The 4,175-nt window shown below is 67.4% G+C and carries 3 protein-coding genes; all 3 read left to right on the forward strand.

The window, feature by feature from the left end:
• Positions 1 to 624, forward strand: a 624-nt coding sequence (locus LPZ50_RS22615) for an FAD-dependent oxidoreductase (RefSeq protein WP_230665074.1), incomplete at its 5' end; no start/stop codon positions are given.
• Between the two features lie 245 nt (positions 625 to 869).
• Positions 870 to 3,095, forward strand: coding sequence for a glycoside hydrolase family 31 protein (locus LPZ50_RS22620; RefSeq protein ID WP_230665075.1), 2,226 nt, complete (start codon positions 870 to 872; stop codon positions 3,093 to 3,095).
• A gap of 282 nt (positions 3,096 to 3,377) precedes the next feature.
• Positions 3,378 to 4,175, forward strand: a 798-nt coding sequence (locus tag LPZ50_RS22625; protein WP_230665076.1) for a methionine ABC transporter ATP-binding protein, incomplete at its 3' end; no start/stop codon positions are given.

The raw sequence follows: 4,175 nt of genomic DNA on the forward strand, positions 1-4,175 counted from the left end.
CAGGCTGCCGCGCTGCGCCACGGCCCCGGGGGCTGGCAAGTGCTGGACGCCGGCGGGCAGATGCTGGGTTGCGCGGCTACCGTGGTGCTGGCCAACGCCTTCGGCGCGCAGGCGCTGCTGCGCGACAGCGGTTTGCTGGACCCGTTGCCGCGCATGGCGCAAATGCATGCGCTGGCCGGCGAAATCAGCCTCCTGCCCGCCCTGGCGGCCCAGACAGGGCCGCGCTGCATCGTGGGAGGCGAAGGCTACCTGCTGCCCGCCGTGCGGCAATGGTGCGTGGCGGGCAGCACCTACGAACATGGCGCCGTCCAGGCGCGGGTCAGCGCGGCCGGCCAGCAAACTAACCTGGACAAGGTGGCGGGCTTGCTGGGCGGGCTGCCTGCCGGCTGGGCCGGCCTGCAGCCGGGCCAATTGCAGGGGTGGGCGGGTTGGCGCGCGGTGTTGCCGGGCCGCCTGCCGGCGGTCGGGCCGTTGGCCCACGCGCCGGGCCTGTGGCTGGCGGCGGGTTATGCCTCGCGGGGGCTGAGCTGGTCTGCCCTGGCGGGCGACGCGCTGGCGGCCTGCCTGGCTGGCGAGCCGCTGCCGCTCGAAGCCGATCTGCTGGCCGCGGTGGCGCCGCGCTAGGTGGTGTAAGGCGGTAGAAGCCCGCGTAATGCCAGACGTTGCCCGTAGAACGCGAGTGTGGCCGATTGCGCGGGCTCGCCCGGAAGGGTCAGAGTAAGTGGTTGCTGCGGCGCCCGGCGCGGCGGTTTGGGGGCCTCCCTGGAACCGAATTCGGCATGAAAAAAGGGACCGAGTTTATTTCGAGGGCCAAATCCGTCAAAATAGCGTCTTTTAATGGTTTTTTGGCTTAAGCCGGGGGATGCTCTGTGCCGCCCAAATTCGACTTTGCCCACACTACCCAGCTCGAATCCATCGAGCTGCTGACCTCGCGATCCAGCCGCATCGATTTCGATGCGGGTGATGGGTTACGTCTGGTAGTCGAGGCGCATGCGCCTGGTGTGTTTCGCCTGCGCTGCGGCGAGGCGAATCTCCTTTCTGACGACAAGCCGGGCGCGCGCGCCCGTGCCATCGCCGAAATGTTGCTGGCCCGCCAGGAAGCGGTGGGCGAGTGCGCCATCGCGCCGCGCGATGACGGCAACGGTTGGCGCATTTCCCAGGGCGACGTCGCGCTGGAAATTCAATCCGACCCTGTCCGCGTGGCTTTGTATCGCAACGATGTCCAGGTGCTTGCATCCGATGTGTCGGTGCACGAACCGGCATTCGGGCACAACGCGCTCGACGAGCCCGAGCATGCCGTCTGGAATGCCGCGTTCGCGCTGGAAGGCGGCGAACGCGTGTACGGGCTGGGCGAAACGTCCGGCGACCTGAACCGCCGCGACGAAGAAGTCGTGTCCGACGACCCGGAGCACCGCGCCTTGCCGCTGGCCTGGGGCCCGCGCGGCTGGGGCATCTATGTGAATTCCATGCGCCGCATCCACCATGGGGTGGGCGTGGATCCGGTACCGGCCGCGTACACCGCGACGGTGGAAGACGCGGTACTGGACCTGTTCCTGTTCGCAGGCGAACCGGGCGAAATCCTGAACCAGTACACGGCCCTGACAGGCCGTGCTGGCCAGCCGGTGCTGTGGGCCATGGGCGCCTGGCTGCAGCAGGCCGAAGGCGAAATGCCCACGCAAACCGCGGCACTGGTTGCGCAGATGCGCGAATTGCAACTGCCGCTGGACGCGGTCAAGCTGGCGGCGCCCGCGGCCTGGGGCTTCCAGGCCGACAAGGCCGTGTTCGAATGGGACGCTACGCGCTTTCCCGATGCGCGCCAGATGCTGGCCCTGTTCCACAAGCATCATGTGCATGTGGCCGCTACCGGCTTTCCGGGGGTCATCAAGACCAGCCCCCTGTTCGAGGAACTGGAAGACCGCGGCTGGCTGTTGACGCGCGACGACGGCAGCGCGCAGGTGTTCGACGGTAATGCCGCCACCTCGGGCCGCCCCTACGGCCTGCTGGACCTGACCTACCGCGACGTATACAACCTGTGGATCGAGCGCCACCGCCAGTTGCTGGACGACGGCCTGGACGCCCCGGTTTGCGACGCCCAGATCGCCATTCCCGACGGCGTCAGCGCGCGCAATGGCGAAACCGGCGCCGCGCTGCGCACCATGTATCCGGCGCTGGCGCGCCGCGCACTGTTCGATGCCGTGGCCGGCCACAAAGTGCCGCCCGAGGGAGTGGTGCCCAGCACCGATCTGTTCCCGGCCGCGCAACGCCTGCCTTGGCAACTGGGGCCGCAAGTCACGAACGATTGGGCGGGGCTGGAACATACCCTGCGCACGGCGCTGTCCATTGGCGCCAGCGGCGTGCCTGTGCAGGTGCATTCCATTGGCTCGGCCACCGCGCCCATGGACGGCATGACGCCCGAACTGTACCTGCGCTGGCTGACCGCCGGCGTGTTCTCGGCGAACTTCTGCTTCCAGGGCGTGGCGTCGCTGCTGCCCTGGTCGTTCGGCGATGCCGCGCTCGAGCAGGCCCGTACCTGGCTGCAGTGGCGCTACCGCCTGATCCCCTATGTGCTGGGCGCCATCGAAGATTCGGTGCGCACCGGCCTGCCGGTGCAGCGTTCCATGGCGCTGAGCTTCCCGCACGATCCGGACGCCCACGACTGGGACATGCAATACCTGTTGGGCCCGGCGCTGCTGGTGGCGCCCGTGACGCAGCCTGGCAACAGTGTGCGTGTGTACCTGCCCAAGGGCGAGGCCTGGTGGGACCTGAACACCGGCCACCGCTACGAAGGCGGCACTACCTGGACGATCGAATGCGGCACCGACAAATTCCCGGTCTTCGGCCGCGAAGGGCACATGCTGTGCCTGGGGCCGGTGGCGCAGCACGCCGGCGAATTCAATTCGGCGCGCATCCTGGACGAGGTCTGGATGTTCGGCATGCCCATGCATAATCCCGTGGTCATGCGCAACAAGATCCGCGTCATGCAGATGCAGGGTTCCAGCTATATCAAGGGCCTGGAAGGCCTGCGCATTCTTCCGTCCGAAGGCCTGGAGGTGAAGCGTCGCGGGGCCGAGGTGCGCATCTCGCGCGCGAGGTAGTAGAACCCCCCCGAAGCGCTGCGCGCTTCCCCCCCAGGGGGGCGACGCTGCGGACCGGCAGAGCCGGCTCCGCGCGTCCCCGCTTGGGGCGCATCGGTTTGGTGCGGCGTGGGAGTGTGCTTGGTACGGGTTGGTGTCAGGTCAGTGCTGTCGGTACGCCTCATGTGCTATGGTTCGGCGCGCATCACGCCTGGAGCGGCTTCTTTATATAACCAAAAGTTATTAAAAAGAGAATAAACAGTTGTTCTCTTTGGAAGCACGCTCCACCACAATCGCAACGTCATGATCCACATCGAAAACCTCTCAAAGACCTACGCCACCCCGCACGGGCGCTTTGAGGCATTGCGCGACATCACCCTGCACATCGAGCAGGGCGAGGTGTTCGGCATCATCGGCCCCAGCGGGGCCGGCAAAAGTACCCTGGTTCAGTGCATCAACCTGCTCGAGCGCCCGGACCAGGGTGAAATCACCATAGGCGGCACCGCCCTGACCGGCCTGGACGAGGCGCGCCTGCGCAGCCAGCGCCGCCGCATCGGCATGGTGTTCCAGGGCTTCAACCTGCTGGCACGCCGCACGGTGTACGGCAATGTGGCGCTGCCGCTGGAAATCGCCGGCGTGCCCGGGAACCAGATTCCGGCCCGGGTGGAACGGCTGCTGGCGCTGGTGGGGCTGGAGCACCTGCGCGACCGTTATCCTAGCCAGATCAGCGGCGGCCAGAAGCAGCGGGTGGGTATTGCCCGCGCGCTGGCCAATGACCCCGACGTGCTGCTGAGCGACGAGGCCACCTCGGCGCTGGATCCGGAAACCACGCACAACATCCTGGCGCTGCTGCGCGACATCAACCGCAAGACCGGCATCACCGTGGTGATGATCACGCACCAGATGGAAGTGGTGCGCGAGATCTGCGACCGCGTGGCAGTGCTGTCGCACGGCGAAGTGGTGGAAATGGGCCGCACGCAGGACATTTTCGCCGCGCCGCGCCACGAAGTGACGCGCGCCATGGTGTCGGCCGCCACGGCGTCCGACCTGACGGACGCCACGCTGGCGGCCACCCGCGAGCGCATTGCCGACCTGGCCGCG

This window comes from Bordetella petrii (assembly GCF_020991325.1).
In the GTDB taxonomy this organism is placed as follows: Bacteria; Pseudomonadota; Gammaproteobacteria; order Burkholderiales; family Burkholderiaceae_B; genus Bordetella_A; species Bordetella_A petrii_E.